The 23,275-nt window shown below is 57.0% G+C and carries 24 protein-coding genes; 9 read left to right on the forward strand and 15 right to left on the reverse strand.

The window, feature by feature from the left end; genetic code table 11:
- Window positions 1–85 precede the first annotated feature (85 nt).
- Window positions 86–1,357, forward strand: a complete 1,272-nt coding sequence (gene rho, locus PUV54_RS06065; RefSeq protein WP_420797923.1) for a transcription termination factor Rho — start codon at window positions 86–88, stop codon at window positions 1,355–1,357.
- Here rho and PUV54_RS06070 read toward each other — a convergent pair.
- The 5 genes from PUV54_RS06070 to PUV54_RS06090 all read right to left on the reverse strand — a co-directional run bounded on the left by PUV54_RS06070 (window position 1,354) and on the right by PUV54_RS06090 (window position 6,904).
- Window positions 1,354–1,512, reverse strand: coding sequence for a hypothetical protein (locus PUV54_RS06070; protein WP_274494702.1), 159 nt, complete (start codon window positions 1,510–1,512; stop codon window positions 1,354–1,356). The two genes, rho and PUV54_RS06070, sit on opposite strands and share 4 nt — an antisense overlap.
- Window positions 1,505–2,542: a cytochrome d ubiquinol oxidase subunit II gene (gene cydB / locus PUV54_RS06075; RefSeq protein WP_420797943.1), complete on the reverse strand. Its 1,038-nt coding sequence runs from the start codon at window positions 2,540–2,542 to the stop codon at window positions 1,505–1,507. The genes PUV54_RS06070 and cydB overlap by 8 nt, the downstream gene beginning before the upstream one ends.
- A gap of 11 nt (window positions 2,543–2,553) precedes the next feature.
- The gene (locus tag PUV54_RS06080; protein ID WP_274494704.1) at window positions 2,554–3,966 is read right to left on the reverse strand and encodes a cytochrome ubiquinol oxidase subunit I; all 1,413 of its coding nucleotides are present in this window, start codon (window positions 3,964–3,966) and stop codon (window positions 2,554–2,556) included.
- 185 nt (window positions 3,967–4,151) lie between these two features.
- Window positions 4,152–6,440 (reverse strand): xanthine dehydrogenase family protein molybdopterin-binding subunit, encoded by a 2,289-nt coding sequence (locus tag PUV54_RS06085; RefSeq protein WP_274494705.1) that lies wholly within the window; start codon window positions 6,438–6,440, stop codon window positions 4,152–4,154.
- Complete coding sequence (locus tag PUV54_RS06090) at window positions 6,440–6,904, reverse strand: (2Fe-2S)-binding protein (protein WP_274494706.1); 465 nt, start codon at window positions 6,902–6,904, stop codon at window positions 6,440–6,442. The genes PUV54_RS06085 and PUV54_RS06090 overlap by 1 nt, the downstream gene beginning before the upstream one ends.
- Before the next feature lie 257 nt (window positions 6,905–7,161).
- Here PUV54_RS06090 and PUV54_RS06095 point away from each other — a divergent pair, with 257 nt between their 5' ends.
- Window positions 7,162–7,779 (forward strand): glutathione S-transferase family protein, encoded by a 618-nt coding sequence (locus PUV54_RS06095; RefSeq protein WP_274494707.1) that lies wholly within the window; start codon window positions 7,162–7,164, stop codon window positions 7,777–7,779.
- Between the two features lie 59 nt (window positions 7,780–7,838).
- Here the strand turns inward: PUV54_RS06095 and PUV54_RS06100 are convergent, their stop codons facing one another.
- From PUV54_RS06100 to PUV54_RS06120, 5 genes are all read right to left on the reverse strand, one after another.
- Window positions 7,839–8,309: a hypothetical protein gene (locus PUV54_RS06100; RefSeq protein ID WP_274494708.1), complete on the reverse strand. Its 471-nt coding sequence runs from the start codon at window positions 8,307–8,309 to the stop codon at window positions 7,839–7,841.
- A gap of 112 nt (window positions 8,310–8,421) precedes the next feature.
- Window positions 8,422–8,949: a DUF4199 domain-containing protein gene (locus PUV54_RS06105; RefSeq protein ID WP_274494710.1), complete on the reverse strand. Its 528-nt coding sequence runs from the start codon at window positions 8,947–8,949 to the stop codon at window positions 8,422–8,424.
- Between the two features lie 116 nt (window positions 8,950–9,065).
- Window positions 9,066–9,479, reverse strand: coding sequence for a response regulator transcription factor (locus tag PUV54_RS06110; protein ID WP_274494711.1), 414 nt, complete (start codon window positions 9,477–9,479; stop codon window positions 9,066–9,068).
- Window positions 9,480–9,530: 51 nt separating this feature from the next.
- Window positions 9,531–10,499, reverse strand: coding sequence for a glycerophosphodiester phosphodiesterase family protein (locus PUV54_RS06115; protein WP_274494712.1), 969 nt, complete (start codon window positions 10,497–10,499; stop codon window positions 9,531–9,533).
- Window positions 10,500–10,515: 16 nt separating this feature from the next.
- Window positions 10,516–11,484 carry a quinone oxidoreductase family protein gene (locus tag PUV54_RS06120; protein ID WP_274494713.1) on the reverse strand — a complete coding sequence of 323 codons (969 nt, stop codon included), beginning with the start codon at window positions 11,482–11,484 and terminating at the stop codon, window positions 10,516–10,518.
- A gap of 83 nt (window positions 11,485–11,567) precedes the next feature.
- Here PUV54_RS06120 and PUV54_RS06125 point away from each other — a divergent pair, with 83 nt between their 5' ends.
- Together PUV54_RS06125 and mnmE are read left to right on the forward strand one after the other, a co-directional pair.
- Window positions 11,568–11,816, forward strand: coding sequence for a DUF6489 family protein (locus PUV54_RS06125; protein ID WP_274494714.1), 249 nt, complete (start codon window positions 11,568–11,570; stop codon window positions 11,814–11,816).
- A gap of 13 nt (window positions 11,817–11,829) precedes the next feature.
- Complete coding sequence (gene mnmE, locus PUV54_RS06130) at window positions 11,830–13,182, forward strand: tRNA uridine-5-carboxymethylaminomethyl(34) synthesis GTPase MnmE (RefSeq protein WP_274494715.1); 1,353 nt, start codon at window positions 11,830–11,832, stop codon at window positions 13,180–13,182.
- A 3-nt stretch (window positions 13,183–13,185) separates the two neighbouring features.
- On the opposite strand, the gene PUV54_RS06135 is transcribed toward mnmE, so the two are convergent.
- Window positions 13,186–13,446 carry a hypothetical protein gene (locus PUV54_RS06135; protein WP_274494716.1) on the reverse strand — a complete coding sequence of 87 codons (261 nt, stop codon included), beginning with the start codon at window positions 13,444–13,446 and terminating at the stop codon, window positions 13,186–13,188.
- A 222-nt stretch (window positions 13,447–13,668) separates the two neighbouring features.
- Between PUV54_RS06135 and PUV54_RS06140 the strand changes: the two genes are divergently transcribed.
- The 5 genes from PUV54_RS06140 to PUV54_RS06160 all read left to right on the forward strand — a co-directional run bounded on the left by PUV54_RS06140 (window position 13,669) and on the right by PUV54_RS06160 (window position 18,289).
- A complete protein-coding gene (locus tag PUV54_RS06140) occupies window positions 13,669–13,896 on the forward strand; it encodes a hypothetical protein (protein WP_274494717.1) in 228 nt (75 codons plus the stop codon).
- A 95-nt stretch (window positions 13,897–13,991) separates the two neighbouring features.
- A complete protein-coding gene (gene mnmG, locus PUV54_RS06145; protein WP_274494718.1) occupies window positions 13,992–15,899 on the forward strand; it encodes a tRNA uridine-5-carboxymethylaminomethyl(34) synthesis enzyme MnmG in 1,908 nt (635 codons plus the stop codon).
- Entirely contained in the window at window positions 15,896–16,513 is a 618-nt protein-coding gene (gene rsmG, locus PUV54_RS06150; RefSeq protein WP_274494719.1) for a 16S rRNA (guanine(527)-N(7))-methyltransferase RsmG, read from the forward strand. Before mnmG ends, rsmG begins: the two co-directional genes overlap by 4 nt.
- Window positions 16,503–17,324, forward strand: a complete 822-nt coding sequence (locus PUV54_RS06155) for a ParA family protein (protein ID WP_274494720.1) — start codon at window positions 16,503–16,505, stop codon at window positions 17,322–17,324. The genes rsmG and PUV54_RS06155 overlap by 11 nt, the downstream gene beginning before the upstream one ends.
- Before the next feature lie 14 nt (window positions 17,325–17,338).
- Entirely contained in the window at window positions 17,339–18,289 is a 951-nt protein-coding gene (locus PUV54_RS06160) for a ParB/RepB/Spo0J family partition protein (RefSeq protein WP_274494721.1), read from the forward strand.
- A 30-nt stretch (window positions 18,290–18,319) separates the two neighbouring features.
- On the opposite strand, the gene PUV54_RS06165 is transcribed toward PUV54_RS06160, so the two are convergent.
- The 4 genes from PUV54_RS06165 to PUV54_RS06180 form a co-directional block, all read right to left on the reverse strand.
- Entirely contained in the window at window positions 18,320–20,920 is a 2,601-nt protein-coding gene (locus tag PUV54_RS06165) for a DUF3857 domain-containing transglutaminase family protein (RefSeq protein ID WP_274494722.1), read from the reverse strand.
- Window positions 20,921–21,018: 98 nt separating this feature from the next.
- Window positions 21,019–21,510 (reverse strand): hypothetical protein, encoded by a 492-nt coding sequence (locus PUV54_RS06170; protein ID WP_274494723.1) that lies wholly within the window; start codon window positions 21,508–21,510, stop codon window positions 21,019–21,021.
- Between the two features lie 108 nt (window positions 21,511–21,618).
- Window positions 21,619–22,674, reverse strand: a complete 1,056-nt coding sequence (gene holA / locus PUV54_RS06175; RefSeq protein ID WP_274494724.1) for a DNA polymerase III subunit delta — start codon at window positions 22,672–22,674, stop codon at window positions 21,619–21,621.
- Window positions 22,671–23,273, reverse strand: coding sequence for a hypothetical protein (locus PUV54_RS06180; protein ID WP_274494725.1), 603 nt, complete (start codon window positions 23,271–23,273; stop codon window positions 22,671–22,673). The genes holA and PUV54_RS06180 overlap by 4 nt, the downstream gene beginning before the upstream one ends.
- Window positions 23,274–23,275 lie beyond the last annotated feature (2 nt).

A 23,275-nucleotide genomic window follows, 5' to 3' on the forward strand; every position in this document is an offset into this window, starting at 1 on the left:
CTTCAAGCGCGCCGTATTTTCACCGCTGGAAATCAACACACCCGCCCGTCCGGTGCGGATGCTTCATATCTGATTGAGGACCCTCATGCTGCCCAAGACCATGACGCTCGACGAGCTGAAGGAAAAAACCCCGGCCGACCTGCTCGCTTTCGCCGAAGAGCTTGAAGTCGAAAACGCATCGACTATGCGCAAGCAGGACATGTTGTTTGCGATCCTGAAAGAGCTTGCGGATCACGACGTGGAAATCCACGGGGGCGGCGTTTTGGAAGTGTTGCCAGACGGGTTCGGGTTCTTGCGCTCACCTGACGCAAACTATCTCGCCGGGCCAGACGATATTTACGTCTCGCCCAACCAGATCCGCCGTTTTGCGCTTCGGACGGGCGATACAGTCAAAGGGGAAATCCGCAGCCCGAAAGACGGCGAGCGCTATTTCGCCCTGTTAAAAGTCCACACCATTAATTTTGAAGACCCTGAAAAAGCGCGCCATAAGGTGCACTTTGATAATTTGACGCCGCTCTATCCGGAAGAGCGGCTTAAAATGGAAATCGGCGACGAAAAAACAAAGGACCTGACTGCACGGGTGATCGATCTGGTGGCGCCACTCGGCAAGGGTCAGCGCGGTTTGATCACCGCGCCGCCGCGCACCGGTAAAACCGTCATTCTTCAGAATATTGCGCATTCGATCGCGACGAACCATCCGGAAGCCTATCTGATCGTCCTTCTCATCGACGAACGTCCGGAAGAGGTTACCGACATGCAGCGTTCGGTGAAGGGCGAGGTTGTGTCCTCCACCTTTGACGAGCCGGCGGCTCGTCACGTCGCAGTTGCTGAAATGGTCATTGAGAAGGCTAAACGTCTGGTCGAGCATGGCCGTGACGTCGTCATCCTGCTCGACTCGATCACGCGTCTCGGCCGCGCCTACAACACGGTCGTGCCGTCTTCGGGCAAGGTCCTCACGGGCGGTGTGGACGCCAACGCGCTGCAGCGACCAAAACGTTTCTTTGGCGCGGCGCGTAATATTGAGGAAGGCGGATCGCTGACCATTATTGCGACAGCCCTGATCGAGACCGGCTCGAAAATGGACGAGGTGATCTTCGAGGAATTCAAAGGCACAGGTAACTCCGAACTCATTCTCGACCGCAAAGTCGCCGACAAGCGGGTCTATCCTGCAATCGATATCGCCAAGTCCGGCACTCGCAAGGAAGATCTCATCACCGACAAGGGCGCCATGCAGAAAATTTTCGTTCTGCGCCGTATCCTCGCGCCCATGGGCGTCAACGACGCCATCGAGTTCCTGCTTGATAAACTGAAGCAGACAAAAACCAATCAGGATTTCTTCGATTCGATGAATACTTAATTCATCAACAGTAGCGCTCGTAACAAATACGCCGCGCCAGCAACAACGATCAGGCCGGAGAGCGCGAGGACGGCCATCCACATAAGGCGGCGTGCGAGCGGCGGCTTTTCGTCATCATCCGCAGGCGGACCGACCGGTTCGATCGGATCAGGCATGGTATCCCTCTCCGGGTTTCACTTTGCCCCAGAAGAGTTTGTAGACATAGGCCGTGTAGATCAGGATGACCGGCAGCATGATCGCGGCGCCCGCCAGCATGAGACCTAGGGCGTTGTCGCGCGCCGCCGTTTCCCAGACGGTTTTTTCAAACGGCACATTATAGGGAAAAAGCGAGATCGCGAGACCGATATAGCCGGTCAGAAAGATGCCCGCCGCCAGAAGGATAGGACGCCAGTCGGGCTTGCCGGTTACGCCCGGCGCCGTGTCGCGCCACAGCCAGACAACAAGCCCGGCGGCGATAACGGGGATCGGCGCCAGAACCGCGAATTTGCTGAAATCGATTGAAGCCATGGTGACCCCCCAGCGCGCTGTAACCCGCGGGTCGATAGAAAGCGTTGCGAGGCTTACCATTCCCATGGAAACAGCGACGCCGAACAGCGCTCGCCGGGCCCATTTTCGCGCGCCTTCTTGCGTTGCGCCCTCGGTCTTGAGGATCAGCCAGCAGGCGCCGAGAAGCACATAGCCGATAACCACTGAGGCGCCTGTCATCAGGGTGAAAGGCGTCAGCCAATCGAACCCGTTGCCGGCATAAGCGCGGCCGTCGACCGTAACGCCCTGCACGAAAGCCCCTAGAATAATCCCTTGCGACAAGGCCGCGGCGAGCGAACCGCCGGCGAACGCGCTGTTCCAGAAATATTTCGTAGACTGACGAACGGCCTTGTGCCGGAATTCAAACGCAACGCCGCGAAATATCAAAGCGGCGAGCATGAACAGCACCGGCAGATAAAACGCCGGCATCAGGATCGCATAAGCCAGCGGGAACGCGGCGAACAGACCGCCGCCGCCGAGCACAAGCCAGGTTTCGTTGCCGTCCCAGACAGGCTCGATGGAGCCGGTCATCACGGACCGCTCCCTTTCACTGTCAGCAAAAGCTGTCAGAATGCCAACCCCGAGATCGAACCCGTCGAGCAGGACATACATCATGACGGCGACGGCGATCAAAACGGCCCAGATCAGCGGTAGATCCATCATTCCCTCCATCATGCTTTCGCCGGCACGGCGTCTTCAGCGGTTTCCGCAGGGTCGTCTACGGCGCCAAGCGGCGTACCGGGCGCGCGCTGTTCTTCTTTGGGCGGACCCGTTGGCGCATCATCAAATCCTCGAAGGGCGATACGCGCCATATAAACAACCCCGGCAGTGAATATGATCGCATAGACAATCATGAAGACGAGCAGTGAGAACGCCACCTGTTCAGCCGGGACCGGCGCAACGCTGTCGGCCGTGCGCAGGGCGCCGTAAACCGTATAGGGCTGACGTCCGACCTCGGCGACGACCCAGCCGGAAATCACAGCGATGAACCCGAGCGAGCCGCCGGGGACGGCAAGCCAGTGAAAAACGCCCGGCGCTGTCAGTTTGCCGCTACGCCACAGCCAAAGCCCCCAGAGCCCCAGGCCCAACAGCCCGAGCCCCGCGCCAACCATGATTCGAAAGCTCCAAAAGGTGATGAAAACCGGCGGATGTTCCGTATCCGGAAAAGCATCGAGGCCTTTTAAGGGTTTTTCACCACCGACCACCACGTCGCCAAGTCCGGGGATGCCAATCTCGGCGAGATTTCGTTTGTTTTCCTGATCGGGAATGGCAAACAGAATTGTCGGCTGACCCTCTTTGGTCTCCCACCACCCTTCCATGGCGGCGACTTTTGCTGGCTGGTATTCATGCGCAATCTCGCCTGACCAGTGGCCCGCCCAGATTTGCAATGGCATGAGCACGGCGAGCGTTGCCGCGGCCATGCGCATCTGCCAGCGTGTCGGATCGCTCACGCGCGCTCGCAATACCTGCGCGGCGCCGGCGGCAAGCACGACGGCGGCTGTGGTGATGAACGCCGCCAGCATCATGTGAACGTAGCGTGACGGAAAGCTGGGGTTGAAAATCACCTCAATCCAGTTGGTGGCGTAAAACCTGCCCTCTGCATCAATCGCGAAGCCTTGCGGCGTCTGCATCCAGCTGTTGGCGGAAAGAATCCAGAATGCGGAGATCATGGTGCCAATCGCGACCGCAAGGGTTGAGATGAAATGCAGCCGGTTCCCGACCCGCTTCCAGCCGAATAACATGACCCCTAGAAAAGTCGCTTCTAGAAAGAACGCTGTCAGGACTTCATAACCCAGAAGAGGCCCGATAACGCTTCCGGTCTTGTCTGCAAAGACGGACCAGTTGGTGCCGAACTGGTAACTCATGACAACGCCGGAAACGACGCCCATGGCGAAAGCGAGGGCGAAGATTTTCACCCAGTGAAGATAAAGTTTCAAAAAGACATCGCGTTTGGTCTTCAGCCACAAACCTTCGAGGACGGCGAGAAAAGCCGCCAGCCCGATCGTGAAAGCCGGGAACATAATGTGGAATGCGATAACGAATGCAAACTGCAAACGCGACAGGATGAGAGCGTCAAGTTCCATAAGGACCCCCGCAGCCGGTTCTGACATACAGAACTTAATAACCAGGGCGTTTGCCTGATAAGGGGCGCGATCGCCGCAGTGGCGGCATGTCGCAACCTGTACGGTTTGCATACAGACGAAACGCGACTGCCAATCATTATCGAACTTCAGCAGCGCCGTCAGGAATTGAGCGGGCTAAGGAAATCCTACACGCGCAGCTGATCCGCTATAGGCAAATCGCGTATGCGTTTTCCGGTCGCCTGGAAGATCGCATTCGTGAGCGCCGGGGCGAGCGGCGGCAGCCCCATCTCGCCCATGCCGGCCGGCGGATCGCCATTGTCGATAATATGGGTTTCAACAATCGGCGGCGCCTCGGCGATGCGCATTATTGGATACGTATCGAAGTTGCCCGTGACAACGCGGCCGTTTTCGACTGAAATGGCTAGGTGCAGAGCGGTGGAAAGACCGTCATTTACCCCGGATTCAAGCTGTGCTGCGATGCCGCTCGGGTTCACCACTGTCCCTACGTCCACGGCGGCGACTACGCGTGGGACGCGTAAAGTTCCGTCGCTATCGACCTCGACATCAACGACCTCGGCGACGTAGCCGCCAAAAGTGAAGTGCCCGGAAATGCCGCGGCCCGAGCCGGCCGGCATTGGCTCCCCGTAACCGCCCCGCTCGGCGGCGAGGCGAAGACAAGCCGCAAGACGGCCCGGATTGAACACAGGCCCGCCATGGTTTTCGTAAGGCAGATCGCGCGGTTCGCCGAGTATGCGCAAACGTAGCTCAAGCGGGTCCTCTCCCCGTTGATGGGCGATTTCGTCAAGGAAGCTCTGGATGACAAAAGCGTTGGCTGTGTGCGCCGGAGCGCGCCAAGAGCCGCGCGGGGCGCCGGACCTGGCTGAAAAATATTCAAGCCGCATATTGTCCACTAATTGTGCAGGGAAATCGTCCGTATAAAGTTCCGCCTGCCAATAATCGGTTTCCGGAAGGTTTGGCCGGCGATAATATTTCGAAGCGCTGGCGAGTCTCTGTGTCCATGCCGTCATCGCGCCGTTTTCATCAAAGGCGGCTTTCAGATGATGAACGCCGGAGGGGCGGAAAAAATCATGGCGCGTGTCGTCTTCGCGCGTCCACAGGACCTGAACGGGCCGGCCTGCCGCCTTGCTGACCAGCGCCGCCTCAGCCACATAGTCATTCGATAGGCGCCGGCCGAACCCGCCGCCGAGCCTGGTTGCTAAGACCTTGATTTTCATGCGGTCTTCCATGCCCAGCACCTGCGCCACGATACGGCTGGCGCCGGACGGCATCTGCGTTGGCGCGATAATGGTGACGGTACCGTCCTCTTTCACGTCAGCGATGCAGTTCTGCGGTTCCAGCGGTGAATGAGAGATGTAAGGCTCGAAATATCGAGCTTCATAAACATTGGCGGCGGACGCAACGGCTGCGTCAAAGTCGCCATCATCGCGAACGATTTGGCCCTCTCCCTCCAGGAGCTCTTCGCAATGGGCGCGGAAGCTGGCGCTTGATTCATCGGCAAAGGGACCGCGATCCCATTCGATCTCAAGGGCCTCGCGGCCTTTCATCGCCGCCCATGTAGAGTTTGCGACGACGGCGTAACCTTCAGCCTGTACCGTATACGGACCATCAAGCGGCGGCCGATCGATTTTAACGACATCTATAACGCCGGGGATGGCGCGAGCGGCGCTGTCATCGACGCTGTTTGCAGTTCCATCGAAATAGGGGCACCGGGCGATGACCGCATGCGCCATGCCGGGGATTTCCGCATCGATGCCGTAAACCGCCTTACCGGTGACGATGGTTTTGGCGTTCTTTGTTTTCTGCGGCGTGCCGATCAGCGTGAATTCGCTTGCAGGCTTTAGCGCCGGCTGCTCTTCGGACTGGGCAATCGCGCCGGCTTCTTCGGCGAGCTCGCCATAGGCTGCACGCTGGTTAGATCCATCATGCCTCACAACGCCGTTGCTGGTTGTCAGCTCGCTAACCGGAACTGACCAGCGCGTCGCGGCGGCCGCAAGAATAAGGTGACGCGCCATGGCGCCGGCCTGCCGCAATCCTTCCCAATGGCCGGAAACAGAGGTGCTGCCGCCAGAACCCTGGCCGACATATTTCCAGGTATATTGACCGTCCTCAAGCGGCATGATCTCCAAAGGCATCTGGACGGTTTCGACACTTTCAAAATCAACATCCAGCTCTTCGGCGATGAGCATAGGGAGAGACGTATCCACGCCTTGACCCATTTCGGGGTTTGGATAGGCGATGACGACAGTATTGTCCGGGAGAATTTTTACAAAGCCGCCTATCTGGCCTTCGAACCAGGGGTCAGGCTCAGCCGTCACGGCTTCCGAACGCACTGTTTGGCGCCCGCAGGCTGTCAGCGGTGCAGCAATCACAAGAGCTCCGGCGGCGCTTGCATAGCGGAAGACATCGCGGCGGTTCATTGATGCAGGCTGTGTATTGATCGGGGCGCCGTCCATTACGCACCTCCTTTTTTCAGAGCGGCGGCGCGATGAATGGCTTTCCGCAATCGAAAGTACGTACCGCACCGGCAGATGTTGGTGACGCCGTTGTTGATGTCTTCATCGCTGGGTTCGGGGTTGTTTTCCAACAGCGCCGCCACAGCCATGATCTGGCCTGCCTGACAATAACCGCACTGGGGAACGTCTTCCTCGATCCATGCCTGCTGCACCGGATGAAGATTTTCGCCATCCGCCAGCCCCTCTATTGTCGTAATTTCAGCGCCATCGACGCTGGATACTGGTGTGACGCAGGACCGGATGGCGGCCCCGTTTACATGGACTGTGCACGCGCCGCATTGCGCGATGCCGCAGCCGTATTTCACACCTTTGGTTCCGGCTTCTTCTCTTAAATACCAGAGCAGCGGCATTGTTTCATCGCCGTTAAATTCACGTCGTTCGCCGTTCACGGTAAAACGCGTCATTGGACCCTCCACTGTTTTGAGCAGCGTATAGAAGTTGCCGCCCCTGGCGACACGGCTTGCCGCAATTTACCGTCACTTCGCCGCACAAGAGGGGCTTTTTGCATCAGATCAAAAATAGCACGAAAAGAACTAAGCGGATCCCGTTTTTTGCGCCCTTTTTATCCAGACAAGGGTTCGGATGCTGACTGCAGAAGTTATTTGCACAGGCTGTGACCGAGCCGCATAAATGGCAGCGATAGGAACAGGAGTTACCCCGCATGTCATTGAAACTGATACACTTTCCCATGACGCGCAGTTTACGCGTCGCTTGGGCGGGCTATGAGCTTGGGCTAGAACTCGACATTGAGACACGTCCCTTTGACCGCCCAAAACTTAAAGACCCCGAGTATTTAAAGCTTAATCCGCTGGGCAAAACGCCAGTGTTTTTTGACGGTGATAAACGCATGGTTGAGTCGGTGGCGATCATCGAATACCTCGCCAATAAATATGCTGACGGCGCGCTGACGAGAAATGTTTCGCATACTGATTATGGCGATTATCTGCAGTGGATGCAGTTCGGCGAGGCGGGCATGGGGCTTTATGTCAGTATGCTGATGGGACACACGGTGTTGTTGCCGGAAGAGCAGCGCATTGAGGTTATGAAGATCTGGTCGATCAACGAAACCACCAATTGCCTGAATTTCATTGAGGCTGAAATCGGGGACAAAGACTATCTGCTCGGTGATTTTTCCCTATGTGATATTTCCGTTGGGTATTTGTTGTTCCTGCTGAAGGTGACCAGGAACGGCAATCTGATGGGTGAAAAAACATCCAATTATTTCAACAGGATAAGGGAGCGAGACGCCTGGAAACAGGCGAGCGCGTTGCAGCCCTGAATAAAAATGCCGCCGGCGCAAGGCCGGCGGCTCTCCCCCAGAACTAATATGAATGTCAGTTACTCCGTAGCTGGAGCAGCGACGTCTTCTGCTACGGCAGTGGCGGCAGGCTGTGCATCGCAATTGCGCCCCTCATAAAGACCGACCATGTAGATCCAGCGCTTTTCAGCGATTGCCTTGCGCATGGCCTCTTCTTCTTTTTTCTTCTTGGATGACCGGCCGAAAAGCCCGCCGACCTGACCGATTGCGCCGGCTGCGACGCCGCCGCCTGCGCGCAACGCTGCATGCTGGGCGAGGCTCGTGCCAATATTAGCCATCTGTTCGCCGTCCATCAGACCGCCGGCTGGCGAGCCGCCAAGGACGACTTCCATATTCGATGCTTCCTCGACCAGTTGATCACAGGAAAGCCGTGCGTCGCCCATTTTCATTGGCTGCGTGAGAATGATTTCCGCTGCGGCGTCGTCTTTCGCCGTCGCGGTTGCGCCGAAACAAACGGCTGCAGCGGCTGTCGTAAGGATAATTTTTTTCATGGTTGCCCCCTGAACTTTTCACTGGGGCTTTCATGGCGTGGTCAGCGCCATGCGGATTGTAAAATTCCGACATGGCAGGCGATCAATTTATCTTTTCACCTTCTAGGGATCATCAACGCGCCGGAAACGCCTTGGGGTTGCGTAAAATAAGAGCGGAAATAAGTGCGATCAGCAGGCCGATGGGGAAGATTTCCGAAAACGTAATTGGTAGCCGATACAAGGGGTTAGCGTAATTGGTGACCATCTTGTCCATGTCCTCGATGGCTTTTTCCAGCGTTTCGCCGGTGACCCCGGCCTGACGTTTTGCTTCGATTATTCCTTCCGCATACTGACTTGCGAAAGCGTAATCGGTTGAAGCGAGATACGCCTCCCATCCCGCAACGTAAAAGACACCGGCGACAGCAGCGATCGCGATGCCCATGCCAAATGCCGGCGCGAATTTTATGATGCCGCCAAGATTGGTGTCGCGATGCCGTTTGACGCCGATAAAGATCATTGACAGAGCGATCAGCATGATCAGATAGCCAAAGGCTTGCGATGCGCCAGCACCTTTGCCGTCGCTGAAGACGATGCCGGCGGTCATCACGCTGATGACGATTATGCCGGATATGCTTCCGTAGATGAGGGCTATTCTGAGCATGGGTTTCTCCTTTGGTCCGGTTTGCTGATCTTATTGTGGTGGCGGAGAAACATGATCCTGTTTTTTTGGGCTCTCGCTATCGCCCATAAGGGTGATTTAGCCAAAATTGCATGAATTTACGGGATCAACGACAGGTCTTTCGCCTTCTGAACGGCTTGCGTGCGACGCGAGACATCGAGCTTTTCAAAGACTTTGGCGAGGTGCGTTTTCACCGTGTTCGGGGAAATATCGAGCTTGCGGGCTATCTCTTTGTTAGTGAGGCCCTTCGCCAGGAGTCCCAGCGTTTCGAGTTCGCGGTCGGTCATGCCCAGCGAAGCGATGGCCGCACGGTTCAGTTCAAAGGGCTCCGGCGCGGTTTTCCGGGTGAGGCGATGGCCGGCCCAGCCGCCCAGCACAGCAAACCCGAGCGCGATGAGGACAATGTACAACTCGCCTGTGAAGACGCGCGTGATGTATTTGTATTCTAGCCATTCGAGAGCGAAGGCGGCGACGGCCAGAACCGCAGCATAGATCAGGATTGTCCGCGTCATGCCCGCTATTCTGGCCAGTATCGGCGTTTGCGCAAGCGCCCAGTGACGGGCTTATGAGGCTTGTTTCTCATAAAAAACGCCGCATTCGCCGTCTTCAACGGCCCGCCCGGCCTCGACAAGCGCGGCGTGCGCCTCGCGCGGGCGATCCGTTGCGATAATGTCGACCCCTTGCGCGGCGATGTCGGCGTAAAGCTGTTCGTACCCTGATCGTTCAATGTCATTGTCAATCGAGTCCCGCCCGCCAAGCGTGCCGAAAATCACCTCGACATCGCGGCTCGCCAGCATGGAGAAAAGCCTCGGCCTCGGGTCTTCGGTCCCGGTAAAGCCCAGAATGCGATCATCAGGGATGCCGGACGCGACAGCCCGGTTGAGTTCGGATTGCGTATCCAGCTTGAGCGAGATCATGGCGGCGGGGAGGAGGCTGTGGAGCTTGCGCGCCGAGGCCATGGAATAGGCGATCAGGATCACGCGATCCTCCGCACCCTGACGTTTGATTTCATCAGCAACAGCCTCGTATTTGGTTGATCGCTTGAAATCTATTTCGAGAATGGTTCGCCCTTCTGCCCAGCGAAGCGCGTCGTCAAAACGCGTCGGCGCAAACTGGGTCTCGCGACCGCTATTGTCTTCAAGCCGGAGGGTCTGAAGGTCAGACCAGCTCATGCCGTCAGCAGCGCCGCCGCCTGTAGTCGTTCGTTCCAGCGTGTCGTCATGCATGAGGTAAAGAACCCCGTCGGACGATGTGGCCACGTCTATCTCCATCAGCGCCGGCGTTTGGGTAAGGACTGCGGCCATAGTTTCGAGCGCGTTTTCCGGAAATCCGGGATAGGGCCCGCCACGGTGGGCGGCGACTATCGCCGCGCCTGTCTCGTCGAGGCAGTCGAAAAACGCGTTGAGTCCCCCTTCGGGATCGACGCGCCAGCCTGGTATGGCCAGATTTTGATCAAGTGAATCTGTGTCGGTAACAGAATCACTGCAGGCAGACAGGGCTAAAAATGAGCCGGCGATTAACCAACGAATCATTTGATTTTCTTTCGTTTTAAGGGGTCAGGATAATCGCGCCCGTGCTTTCGCCGCTTTCCAGCAGGCGATGCGCATTGGCCACTTCTGCGAGCTTAAAAGTATGGCCAATCTTGGGTTTGAGCGCGCCGCGCGCCGCCATGTCGAACAAGGCCTCTGCCATGGCCGGAAGCCGGTCCGGCGTGGCGTAGTGAAAGAGCGTCGGGCGGGTGAGGGTCAGCGATCCGCGCCTTGAAAGCTCCAGAGGGGCGACAGCCGGGACAGGCCCGGAGGCGTTGCCATAGGTCACCATGTGGCCGCGCATGGCGAGGCTGTCGAGCGAGGCTTCGAACGTCGCCGCGCCGACAGAGTCATAAGCGACCTGCACGCCGAGCCCGCCGGTCAGGTTCCTGACATCCGTTGCAATCGAGTCCGTCATTGTACGGACGATAATGTCATCAGCGCCGTTATCTTTCGCAATAGCGACCTTTGATTCATTACCGACTACGGCGATCACTCGTGCGCCGATATGCTTCGCCCATTGGGTCAGGAGAACGCCGACGCCGCCAGCGGCTGCATGTATAAGGCAGGCGTCATCCTGCGTGAGCGGGAATACCTGGCGCACCAGCATTTCAACAGTGAGGCCTTTAAGAAAAATCGCCGCCGCAACCTCGTCGCTGACGCCGTCAGGTATTTTCGCCGTCAGTGCGGCGCTGATGTTTGCCTCCCCGGCGTAAGCGCCGCCGCCCATATGGACGACCCGGTCGCCGGCTTTGAGCCCCTCAACCCCCTCGCCCACGGCCTCGATCACTCCGGCGGCTTCCTTGCCCAGGATGGCGGGCATTGAAATGGGATAGAGCCCGGTGCGCTGGTAAATATCGATGAAATTCAATCCGATAGCCGAATGGCGCACCCTGACCTGCCCGCCAGACGGCGCCGGCAGATCATGTTCGCGTAATTCAAAGTTTTCCGGTCCGCCCGGTTCGTCGATAAAGACCGCTTTGCTCATTGAGGCAGCTCCTTTTCCGGTCTTACATATTGCGGCGCGACCGCCTTGGCGAGTAGGTAACGCCAAAGCTTTACGAGGCCAAAATGAAACTCACCATTAATGTTGACTGCACCCCGGCCGAGGCGCGCGCCTTTTTCGGCCAGCCGGATCTAGAGCCTATGAATGACATGATCGTCGAAGAGATGATGAAACGGGCGAAAGAAAACATGGACACCCTCGCCGACCCGGAGCGGATGATGGCGCAATGGATGGCGTTTTCCGGCAAGAGCTTTGAGCAATTCCAGAACATGATGGGCGCCGCCATGGGCGGCGGGGGAGCAAAGAAGAAATAGAAGCGTCCAGCAAATGACCGATACGATCTTTGCCAGGGCCTCCGGCGCGGGAAAAGCGGGCGTCGCCGTCTATCGCCTGTCGGGTCCGGATTCTCATGCGATCGCCAACGCATTAGTTGGTAAACGGATTAATAACAGAGAAGCAAAACTGGTCGCTTTGCGCGATCCGGAGACTGCTGAACTGATTGATCGCGGCCAAATTATCGACAAGGGTTTGGCCATACTTTTCAGGGGACCGAAAAGTTTCACCGGCGAGGATGTCGCCGAATTTCATCTTCACGGGTCGCGTGCGGTCGAAATATCCCTTTATGAGACGCTTTCCCGTCTTGGTGCGCGGCCCGCTGAGGCCGGCGAATTTACCCTACGCGCGCTAAAAAATGGCAAGCTTGACCTCGCTCAGGCTGAGGCGCTCGCCGATCTTATCGATGCCGAAACGACCCTGCAGAAAAAGCAGGCTTTGGGTCAGCTTGACGGGCGGCTTTCAGCGCTCGCGGAGGGCTGGCGGCAGCAGATTTTGAATGTCCTGGCGCCCCTCGAGGCGGACATCGATTTCCCCGACGAGGGCGATGTGCCCGCCGCGGTGGCGGCTAATGCCGGCCCAGCCATATGCGCCCTTAAGGAATCATTAACGGCGTTTCTTGACCAGTCCATTCGTGCACGGACGATCCGCGAAGGCGTCTCCATTGCCGTCATCGGTCCGCCGAATGCGGGCAAGTCATCCCTCGTCAACGCGCTTGCCGGGTCCGAAGTCGCCATCGTGTCCGACATCGCCGGAACCACGCGGGATATTGTCGAGACGAGGCTCGATCTCGGCGGCATCGTTGCGGCGATTGCTGATACTGCGGGCATTCACGGGGCGACCAAGGATAAAATCGAGGAAGAAGGCATGCGCCGTGCCCGCGCCCGCGCCAAAGAGGCTGATCTGCGCGTCGCGGTTCTCGATCCGGGACATGACTATGTTTCACGTGAAACGCTCGATCTCCTCCGACCCGGCGATTTCCTGATCTGGTCAAAGGCGGATCTCGCCCCGGCCATACCGGAGGCCGCCGTTCCAGAGGGCGTAAGCACGATAATGGTATCGTCCAAAACACACTCAGGGCTTGATGGCCTGGTCTCGTCTCTGACCGAAGCGCTTGCCGGCGGGCTGGACGCGGATGGTCCCGCCCTTACCCGTGAGCGTCATGCTGCGGCTGTCAGGGAAGCGGTAGAAGCCCTCACCCGCGCCGAGTCTCTCATTGAAACCGCGCCGGAACTGGCGGCGGAGGACGCCCGCCTTGCCGCACGTGCACTCGGCTCTATCACCGGCGCAGTTGGCGTCGAGGACGTATTGGGCGAGATATTTTCCAGTTTTTGTATTGGGAAATAAACGTCAGAAGAGGTCTTCTTCGGCATCCGCGCCAGTATTCCGGATCAGGCGCAGGCGCGCGGCGGCCTTTTTGAGGACTTCGGCGGCGTCATGCTCGCCGCGCAGGTCCAGCCGCATCGCCGCCCGCTCGTAATTCTGATATTTTTCGACAAGCCGGTCGGATATCTGCTCCTGGAGCGTCACCGGTTTTTTGACCGGCTTTGGCGTCTCTGCCGCGCCAAAGAGCGTTTTGCGTTCGGGACTGACGAATTGCCGCTGCGCCATGAGAAAACCCCTTCTTCTTATGTTGCGCAAAATCTTTCTGGCACTACTGCAGCAACCATGCCTGACGCTGTGACCTGCGGGCCATGGTTGCCGAAATGTAAAGGCGGGCGTTCAAACGTCGTAACAAATCGTGACATTAAATCTCATCCCCGCCCTATCCGGCGGCCTTAGACTGTTTGTCGTGAAACGAATTTGAAATCGCTGGATGCTAGGGAACGCAATATGTGTGTAACCCCGGCAAGCGAGTTCTTCTGGATCGGTCTGGCGCTGTTCGCGGCGGTAGGCTTTGTCTGCTTTCGGGTTGGACATCGGTTCTGGAGGGACGCCTCAAGCGCCAGTAATGCAGAGCAATGGGCCGAGGTTTTTAACGATCATGGCCCGCCGATGATGAATTGCAGCCTGTGGCTGTTGATTTTGATCCTTGCCGGCGTTTCCTGCGGGTTGCTCTAGCCGGACAACATTGTTTCACGTGAAACACCGCCCGCGCAATTTTGCGGGTGCAATGTCGTTGATGACCGCCTATATGGCGGCGCCAGAGGCGTGAGATGAAAGACTACGATGTCATTGTGATAGGCGGCGGACACGCCGGGTGTGAAGCGGCTGCAGCGGCGGCGAGGGCTGGCGCGAGAACCCTTCTCGCCACCCATCGGAAAGACACAATCGGTGAGATGTCTTGCAACCCGGCCATCGGTGGGCTCGGCAAGGGCCATCTGGTGCGCGAGGTCGATGCGCTGGACGGCCTGATGGGCCGGGTTATTGACCGGGCGGGCATACAGTTCCGGATGCTGAACCGCTCCAAGGGGCCAGCGGTGCGCGGGCCCCGTGCCCAGGCTGACCGCAAGCTCTACCGCGAGACCATGCAAGCGCTGCTGGCGGAGTATCCCGGCCTCGACATCCTTGAGGCGGCGGTAGAGGACCTGCTCGTTGATGAGACTGTTCCACGTGGAACAGTCCGGGGCGTGGTCACCGCTGAGGGAGCGGAAATCGGTGCAAGCGCAGTCGTCCTTACGACGGGCACGTTCCTCAAAGGCGTCATTCACATCGGCGACCGGCGCATCCCGGCGGGCCGGGCGAATTCCCGCGCGTCAGATAAGAGCTGGGGTGACGGAGTGGAAGCGCCGTCAGTCGGTCTTTCCGAACGGCTTTACGGATTGGGCCTGAAAATGGGCCGGCTTAAAACCGGCACCCCTGCTCGGCTCGACGGTCGAACCATCGATTGGGAGCGGTTGGAGATGCAGCCGGCGGATGAGGCCCCCGTCCCGTTCTCCTTTCTGACGGAACGGATCGTGGTCCCGCAGATTCATTGCGGCATCACCTTCACGAACGCCGAAACGCACCGGATCATTGAGGAAAATATCGGAAAATCCGCTGTTTATGGCGGGGGCATTTCGGGCCGTGGCCCTAGGTACTGTCCGTCCATCGAAGACAAGGTGGTGCGGTTCGCAGAGCGCGAAAGCCATCAGATATTCCTGGAGCCGGAAGGGCTGGACGATCATACGGTCTATCCGAACGGAATATCGACCTCCCTGCCTGAGAACGTGCAGGCGGCATTTCTCAAGACCATTCCCGGCCTCGAGATGGCGGAGGTCGTCCGCTATGGCTACGCTATTGAGTATGACTATGTGGATCCGCGTGAGCTGAGCGCGACGCTCGAAACCAAGGCCCTTCCTGGCCTGTATCTGGCGGGACAGATCAATGGCACCACCGGTTATGAAGAGGCGGCTGCGCAAGGTCTGATGGCTGGCGTCAATGCGGCGCGTAAGGCTGCGGGAGGCGATCCATTCATTCTTGACCGGTCAGAAGCCTATGTGGGCGTTATGATCGATGACCTTGTAACACACGGAGTCACAGAACCGTATCGGATGTTTACAAGCCGGGCGGAGTATCGGCTGACCCTGAGGGCCGACAACGCCGACCAGCGCCTGACGCCGATCGGGATCGCTGAGGGTATAGTGGGCGCAGATCGCGCCGAAGCGTTCCACGTGAAACAGGCAGCGCTGGGAACAGCGAGAGAATGGGCGCGCGAGACGACCATCACGCCCAATGAGGGCGAAAAATATGGGCTCAAGCTCAATAAGGATGGCCGGCGGCGTTCGGTTCTCGATCTGTTGGCCCTGCCTGGCGTCGATCTGGCTGCGCTTGGCGAGATTTGGCCCGAGATTGGCGAGATGCCCGTTGCGGTAGCGGAACAATTGAGTTTTGACGCGCTTTACGCAGGGTATCTTCATCGGCAGGAAGCGGACATCATCGCCTTCAAAAAAGACGAATCCCTAAAGCTGCCGGCCGATCTTGACTATTCAGAGATCAAAGGGCTCTCGAACGAAGTGCGTCAAAAGCTCGTCGATGCGCGCCCGGCGACCCTTGGTCAGGCTGGCCGCATCGAGGGGGTGACGCCGGCCGCGTTAGCCCTACTCCTGGCGCACATGAAAAAGCGTGGAGCCGCCAGCGCATGACGCCGGAAGAGTTTGCCGCCGAAACAAATGTTTCACGTGAAACATTGGACCGCCTTTTAGAGATGGACCGTGTACTGACGGATTGGTCAGAGCGGCACAATCTGATCGCGCGCTCGACCATAAAAGACCGATGGCATCGGCATTTCCTTGACTCCGCTCAGGTCGCGCCATTGCTGCCCGAAGGCGCAAAGTCCATTGCCGATCTCGGGTCCGGCGCCGGGTTCCCCGGCCTTGTCCTGGCGGCCATGCGCCCGAAAGCGAAAGTCACGCTGATCGAATCCACGGGGAAAAAAGCTGCTTTCCTAACCGCCGCCGGCGAGGCTATGGGTTTGAGAAATTTGAAAGTCATACCGGCGCGGATCGAATCGGTAGTGCTGTCGGCGCCGCCAGACGTCATCACCGCAAGAGCCCTCGCCCGGCTTGATAAATTGCTTGGCTACGGCGCTGGAATACAAGGCAAAAGCACACGGTATTTCTTACTAAAAGGACAAGATGTTGAGGTTGAATTGACCGAAGCCGCTAAATCTTGGACTATGGATGTCACCCGCCATCAGAGCCAAACGAGCCCTGACGCGACTATTTTAGAGATCGGAAATCTTGCGCGTGCCCGCTAATCGCCCTGCCTCATCTCCAAGAATTCTTGCGGTCGCCAACCAGAAGGGCGGTGTCGGCAAGACCACTACGGCGATCAATTTATCGACGGCGCTGGCGGCGGTCGGCGAAAAAGTGCTGCTCATCGATCTCGACCCGCAGGGGAACGCCTCTACCGGCCTTGGCATATCCGCTGCCGACCGGGGCGTTACCACCTATGAGGTGTTATCCGGGGATTACCGGCTCGAAGCCGCCGTCACCGAGACGGACATACCGGGCTTGTGCCTTGCGCCCGCTGGTGTCGACCTCGCTGGCGCGGAAATTGAGCTCATCGAAGCGGACAGAAGGCATTTCCGGCTCGCCGATGCGCTCGAAGAGTTCTCGGCGAGCGAAAAAGGCGCCGGGATGACCTATGTGCTGATCGATTGTCCGCCGTCGCTGAGTTTGCTCACCATCAACGCCCTCGCCGCCGCCCAGGCGGTGATGATCCCGCTGCAGTGTGAGTTCTTTGCGCTTGAAGGTCTCAGCCAGATCATGCGCACAATTGAAACGGTGCGTACACGAATTAATACGGCGCTCGAACTTCAGGGGGTAGTCCTCACCATGCACGACCGGCGCAACAACCTCACCAACCAGGTTGAGGATGATGTGCGAGCGCATTTGCAAGACAAGGTCTACCGAACCGTGATCCCGCGAAATGTGCGGATTTCCGAAGCGCCGAGCCACGGTAAGCCGGCGCTTTTGTATGACCTGAAATGTCCGGGCAGCCAGGCCTATATCCAGCTTGCGTCCGAGGTCATTCAGCGCGAGCGCCAGCGTCAAAAGGCGGCTTGAGGGAGGATTGACAGATGGCCGTAGCGGCAAAAAAGAAAAGCGGAAACAAGGGGTTAGGTCGCGGTCTCGACGCCCTTCTCGGCGATGCCCCGCGCGAGCGAAAGGGGTCAGCGCAAGCATCGGAACAGGCGGAGCCGTCTTCCGGCCCCAAGCGCGAATTGCCTATCGAGTTTCTAAAGCCAAGCGCTGATCAGCCGCGCCGCATCTTCGATAAGGATGCGATAGAGGAGCTGGCCGCGTCTATCTCCGCGAAAGGTTTGCTGCAGCCGATTTTGGTGCGCCCAAAGGGTAAAGACCAATACGAGATTGTCGCCGGCGAACGCCGCTGGCGTGCCGCCCAAAAAGCGAAACTGCATGCTGTCCCGGTAATCATCCGTGAGCTGACAGATGAAGAGACGGCGGAAATCGCCCTCATTGAAAATGTCCAGCGGGTCGATCTGAATCCGGTTGAAGAAGCCGCCGCCTATCGCCGTCTGGCTGACGCCTTTGGCCGAACCCAGGATGAGATTGCGAAAGCGGTCGGCAAATCCAGAAGCCATGTGGCGAACATCATGCGGCTTTTGAACCTGCCGCAAAAAGCCATCGACGCCCTTTCCGCCGGCGCCATTACCATGGGCCATGCCCGCGCGCTCCTCGGGTCTTCGGCGCCGGACCAGGCCTGCTCGATTGTGCTCAAACGCGATCTTTCCGTGCGAGAGACCGAAGCGCTGATCCGGGAGGCTGAAGGCGAGATCAGGTCTGCCTCAACCGGTGGCAAGAACGGGAAAAGCAAAGGCAATACAAAGGTTTCGTCAGCTCCTAAAGACGCCGACACGCGCGCCTTGGAACGCGATCTTTCCGCCATTTTGGGGCTGGAAGTAGCGATTGAGCATGCGAAGAAAGGGTCCGGTTCTGTAACCCTAAACTACCTCACGCTCGATCAGCTTGACGACATCTGCCGCCGCCTGATGGGCGCGAGGGCGTAAACGTAAATCTATCAGTATAAAGAGTATACTCTACAGGTAAGACGCCCAAACGATAAACCCCCACAACACGCCGCCGAACATGAGTGCCCCAAAAGTGTGGCCTGTCCAACGGGAATTTCGTTCCAATATCACAGGACTTTCAGTGTTGAGGTGATTCACCCATCTAACGAGCGGCATGGTGAACAGAAAAGTAATACCCGACAGCATTGAAAAACTCAAAGATATCAAAGGGCCCCCTTCGTAGACTGCGTCTGCGATGTTGCCCGCGAAGTAAAAAACAACATATGCGACCGCCAAAGTTACGCCGATAAATACCCGCGTTTTATGGCTCGACTGATGATCTCGAATTTCTGAGAAAAGCGGGTAAAACCAAATGAAAGAGAAAAAAGCGCGCCAGAACGGCATTATTGCGCGCTCCTCGCGGAACTTAACCCACCGCCAGCAGCGCCACATCCAAAAAATCCCGTAGTATCCGAATGTTGCGACGTTCAAAATAACGAATTTGGTCATGGACACAGGGTAAAAAACGGACGTCTCCATCAAAGCCTCATCGCGTTTTAACTGAGCGACGATTGCAATGATCAGGTAGACGATAACGGCTAGGCCGACGAGGACGCCGACCGCTTCCCAAACGCCAATTTCTTCATCTAAAGCGTCAGCGCCATAAGTGAATTCAAGAGCGCCATAGTCATTAAGGTCATCTATCACCGACTGATAGTCCGTAGACATATCAACCGGCGCCTCTATGGCTTTGGTTGTCATCCGATAGATAATGTTCGTATCAACGCCGCTGGTTTCGTGCATGCGCTCGAAGTCTAAAAAATCGGATTTGTGACTGAACTTTTTCGGACCCTCAAAATCTGAAACCGTTTTCAGTGTGAAAATGTGTTTATAATCAACTGGATAAGGCAAAGCAACAGGAGCGGTTCGGCTGGTGAAATTCACCTCTGACAAGACGCCAAGAACAGCATCAGCCCGCAGCGGAAACGCCGTTTCGAGCGGCTTTTCTGCATAGTGCTCGCGCTCAAAATAATACGTTTCAATAACTTTGACTCGGTTGGCGTCACGATCATCGTCAATAGCCATATCTGAAACGGCGGTAATTCCGGGGTACTGGCCTTGGTAATAACTGAGATAATCCTGGGCGAGCTGATGAGGCGAGCTTGTTGCAAGAATCCGCCTGAAAGAATCCGCCTGTCTGCCGACATAAGTAGATACGACTTCAAGCCCGACTCCCGCTGAATTGAATTCAGAGAAATCGAATATCTCCTGAACGACTTTCTCAGGCGCGCTAACTCCAGGTGGCGTCATCTCCCATAAAGCGCCGTTTCCAGCCTTCAGGGGCAGTCCATATCCGTAGACTGGTTGAGCAATGTCAGGAAAAACCCCGCCCTGATCATAGCTGGTCGGATCGTTCCAATACGTTACTCCGTCAACAATGTAGACGACGATCGCATGATCGAAGGCATAAGGAGACGGCGCCGCCTGTGGCAGCGAATAACCCTGATCAGCATCTGTCAGCGCTACGTACGCTTCGATGCCTAGCGAGCGTAATATTGCCGTCAGCAATAGGCTTTTATCTTTACAATCGCCCCAGCCCCTGGCGATGACCTCTGTAGGAGCGCGAGGCAAGTGAGACCCAACGCCAGTCTCGTCACCTACATACCGGACTTCATCCTGAACATACCGGATCGCCGCCGTGATTTTTTCCGAAAGAGCGCGGTCCTCGGCATACCAGCTGTGGTTGGCGGCAAAATCTGGCGGCAGCACGCTTTTGGCGTCGTAGTCACCGATCAGGCTGTCCACGACCTCTCCCCAGCGGGAAAATGTCGAAACAGAAACATAGCCCCAATTGGAAAAAGTTTCCGGCACTGCCTCCTGCGACGGAACAATATCGGGGTCAATTCGCCACCAGCGAAGGTCGCGATAATCGTTGGCGCTGGTAATTTCTGGTTCAAAATCCGTGTTGTTGTTCTTGATTGTCAGGTCAAGCGCTGCCGGCGCCAGGATCCGATGCTGAAAAAAGGCGATGGGAACAGACCAGCTTGATGAGATGCTATCCGAATAATGGCCGGGCCATAACGCAGATTGGCTTGTCCAGCTTACCTCGTAGTCGACAACGTCGCCGACCCTTACATCCGGAATTTCCGCATACACCGTGAGATTGCCGTCGGTGACGCCGTTCGCCATATCGCTTTCCTGGCGAGCAACGATGAAACTGTCGGGATTTAGTCTGTCGATCGTTTGCCCTGCTCGCCGCAAAGTTACTGTGTGAACGGAAAATACATCGTCGAGAGGGTCAAAAACGAATTGCAAGCGCGCAGCAGATTCAAGCCCAGTCCGGTTTGTTATTTGAACTGCAAGCCGCCGGTAAAACACATAGCGGTCATCTTCGATCCGGGCTTGGGTGTCTGATACCAGATAATAAACGCCGTCCTGAACCTGGTTTAAGCGCGCATCATTGATTTCCGGCAGGTCCACGCGATCGACCCAGTCGGGTCGTGTTTCGAACGAGATTTCTGATGCGGCTAGCGCGCTAATGCCTGACCCGGCGATAGCGAACGTCAAAATCGCTGCGATCACACCGGCGAATAACCGGCATACCGCTATAACATTATTGAATAAAAGCAAACGACGCCCCTCAAACCATCTTCACATACAGTGAATCAGTAAACTTGAAATAGTCAACTTAAGTAAAATGGCATGGAGAAATAACGGCTGTTTTGCGTTTAAGGCGTTTCGCCCTCGAGCAGCCATCGACGGGCCAGGGCGATGTCATGAAATCCGCGAATTTTTTCATCCGCTAAAACTTCCAGAGCGTGCGTCGCGGTTGAATACATCTTTTTGACATCGTCGCACGACGACGTATCAGGCAACACAACAGCCTCCCGTTGAAGTCCCGCGCCCACAATCGCCGGTACGAGCGTGTTCACAAGCCAATGTTCGGAATCGCCAAACTCGGACTTTAGAAAACGCAAATCAGCTAACCAGTAACGGTATCTGCCGGTATGAAACAAACTCAAAATATACTTCAGGACATCTTGAAATTCTTGCTGCGTATCAAAGCGGTCGAACCAGACGTCAGATACGACCTTGAGTTCAGGATTAGCGCCGACAATAGCGTAAACTTGGTTATTTTCACGATAAAACGTGCGCTGGGCCTTTACGGAAAAGGCGCGCGCAATATCGTCCTGAATCTGTAACTGGGCGGCTTCCGCCATACGTGACCCCACGCCTTTCGTTGTGTGATCTCCCCTTCGCCGACCATATAACAATGTTGGGACGGTAAAAAAAAGCCTTAACGCAAAAAACCCTTGAACTTGTTGAATTTATTGACGGGCCATAACCGCCAGGCGCAACGCGGCCCGTTCTACGATTTCACGTTGAGGCGCGCCCGTGGTTTTCGCATCAAGTTCCGCGTCAACAAGCATTCTGAGTGCGCGGTCGAGTTTGGCGCCGCGCCATTTATAGAGTTGATCTTCAAAGGCGCGCTGCTCTGCAAAAAATACGGGCGGGCGCAGTTTTTTCATAGCGGTGGCGGGGCTATCGCCAGCATCCATAAAATCCGCTGCGGATTTCAGCCGCGCAAACTTGCGTTGCAATGCGCGCAAAACCCCAATGGGACTGGCGCCGGCAGTAGCGGCCTTGTGCAATGCGTTGGCGAGCCGGGATGGCGCGCCGTAAGCGCAGGCTGCGGCCGTATCATCCATGGCGTCGCCAAGACTGTCCGCCAGCGTCGCACGGACATCGTCAAGTGAAATGGACGCCGGCCCGTTCCGCGTGTCTCTTGGTCCTTTGTATAAGATCAGCTTGTCGATTTCAGCACGCGACAGGGCATGATCGTCACCCAGAATTGAGACGACGAGGTCAAGGGCGTCATCCTCAAAGCGCAGGTCTTCCGTACGCGCCGCATCCTTGGCCATGGCGCGAACATCAGCAGGCCCGTCTGCATAACAGGGCAGCGCAACGGCCCGCGCCGCTTTTTCAAAAGCCTTTCTTAATCCGGAACTCGGCGTCAGTTCTCCCGCTTCAATGATGACGACGCCGTTTGGTTTCAGATGCCCGGAATCGAGCCCGTCGATCAAAGCGGTGACGGCTTTGACAGCCGCCTCGCCGCTCGTCCGCAATCTGATGACGCGCTCACCGCCGCTGAAAGAAAGCGCTGTGACCTCGTCAGCCAGCCGCCCGGGCTCATCCTTGAGGTCCGCGTCCGACAGTTCAAGATAATTGAACGGGTCTTTTAGATCGGGCACGACATCGCTGGCGAGTTTCACCGCCCGTTCCCGCGCAAGCCCGCTGTCGGGTCCGTAGATCAAAATCGCAGAGATTGACGGGTCGCGCTTTTCGAGAAATCCCTTGATGGCGCGGCCTTTAAGGGCTGTCATTGGTCATCATCTAGGGGCTTGATCACTTCACCACGCCGCGGATCCACAAGAATGACGGAGTCATCGAATTCAGCATCAAGCTGTTCCGGGTCGAGATCACTTCTATTCTCAGGGGGTTCGGCAAACCGGATCAGAAGATCGCGCTCAATTTCTTCAGAAAGCTGTTGCGCCGCCTTTTCGACTGCTTTGCGTTCAGCAAATAACGTTGAGTACTGAGAACTTACGATATTGTATGATGTGACGGCGCGGGCCACACCGCGGAAACGCTCGCCTGTTTCCCTGTCGAGCACAGTGTAACGGCCGATAAGACGATAATTATAGCGCGTCACCGTGGCGTCGATCTGAACGGCAAGGCGTTCAGCGCGTTCTCGGGTTTGAAGGTAAAGCGCGTAGCGCTGCTCAACGCCCCTCTGCGGCGGCATGCGCGCGTTGAGGGCGTCCGTCAGGGTGGATACGAGGGATTCAGGCGCCGCAATACTGACAACCTCAACCTGACGGATAACTGGCGCCGACCCTTCCTGCGTGGCGTAAATTGGTTGAAAGCCGCAGGCGGGCAAAAGAACGAAGAACGCGCAAGCGGCTAATATTCTCCAGCTCATCA

Origin of the sequence: Hyphococcus flavus (genome assembly GCF_028748065.1) — a bacterium.
Classification (GTDB): Bacteria; Pseudomonadota; Alphaproteobacteria; order Caulobacterales; family Parvularculaceae; genus Hyphococcus; species Hyphococcus flavus.